Origin of the sequence: Limimaricola cinnabarinus (assembly GCF_002723615.1) — a bacterium.
GTDB lineage: Bacteria > Pseudomonadota > Alphaproteobacteria > Rhodobacterales > Rhodobacteraceae > Limimaricola > Limimaricola cinnabarinus_B.
The window spans coordinates 1-1156 of sequence record NZ_KZ304953.1; the positions used below are offsets into that span (position 1 = coordinate 1).

The following is a 1156-nucleotide window of genomic DNA, read 5'->3' on the forward strand; positions in this document are numbered from 1 at the left end:
GATGTTCTTTACTCGGTCTGGTGGCCATAGCACGAGCAAAACACCCGATCCCATTCCGAACTCGGCCGTTAAGTGCCGTCGCGCTGATGGTACTGCGTCTCAAGACGTGGGAGAGTAAGTCACCGCCAGACCTAGTAAAGAACATCCATATTCTCTCGAAAACGATGCAAAACGCGGCCTCGAGCAGCCCTCCGGGCGACAGGCCACGAACATGGCGCGGGATGGAGCAGCCCGCGTTTGTTACAAACTCTCCTCGAGAGTTTGCTTAACACAAACGCCTCGTCAGGCTCATAACCTGAAGGGGAACTGCCGAAAGTGTCGCGGGATGGAGCAGCCCGGTAGCTCGTCAGGCTCATAACCTGAAGGTCGCAGGTTCAAATCCTGCTCCCGCAACCAATACCCCCATCGCCATTGTGATCGTCAGGCGCAGAACCTGAAGGGTCGAGACCGTCTCGGAAACGCTCCAGTGGAGCGTTTCAGGTCTCGACGGGCGGAGCCCGGCGCAGGTTCAAATCCTGCTCCCGCAACCAAACAGTAAGCGAGGCCTATGGCCCATTCCCTTCTGATCTCGTCCCTGCTGCGCGGTCCGTCCTATCTTGGGGGTGTGGAACGGGAGAGTGCGATGTCGGACGGGTTTGCGGGGCGCTATGAGGTTCTGGAGGATCGCGCGACCGGGCGTCGGACGTGGCCTACGGACGCGAAGCTTCGGATCGTAGCGGAGAGTCATGCACCCGGGGCGATGGTCAGCGAGGTGGCTCGGCGGCATCGGCTGATGCCGTCGCAGGTTACGACCTGGCGGCGCCTGCATCGCGAGGGCAAGCTCGGTTCGGCCCCGGTTGCGACCTCGCCAGCGTTCGTGCCGCTGATGTTGGACGAGCCTGGGTCTGAAGCCGCCTCCCTTTGGCCCATGCCCGAACCAGAGGCGGCGCCCTTCAAGCGGATCGAGATCGAGGCCGGCGGGGGCGTGGTGATCCGGCTGGCGCCTTCCACGCCGGCGATGCGGATCGCCGAGATCGCAGTGGCACTGCGCGAGGCTCGGTCATGATCCTGCCGGGTCAGCGCCTGCCGATCGTGATCGCCATGCGTCCGGTCGACTTCCGCCGTGGGCACGACGGTCTCGCCGCCACCATCCAAAACGAGTTGGGCCTCGACCCCC

1 protein-coding gene, 1 tRNA gene and 1 rRNA gene are annotated in these 1156 nt (G+C 63.2%); all 3 read left to right on the forward strand.

Annotated features, from left to right (window positions below; all coding sequences use genetic code 11):
- The first annotated feature begins 16 nt into the window (after positions 1-16).
- The 3 genes from rrf to tnpA all read left to right on the forward strand — a co-directional run bounded on the left by rrf (position 17) and on the right by tnpA (position 1045).
- Positions 17-131: ribosomal RNA gene (gene rrf, locus CJ301_RS04580) — 5S ribosomal RNA — on the forward strand.
- 188 nt (positions 132-319) lie between these two features.
- A tRNA-Met gene (locus CJ301_RS04585) sits at positions 320-396 on the forward strand.
- Positions 397-622: 226 nt separating this feature from the next.
- On the forward strand, positions 623-1045 hold the full coding sequence (gene tnpA / locus CJ301_RS04590) for an IS66-like element accessory protein TnpA (RefSeq protein WP_099274768.1): 423 nt from the start codon (positions 623-625) through the stop codon (positions 1043-1045).
- Positions 1046-1156 lie beyond the last annotated feature (111 nt).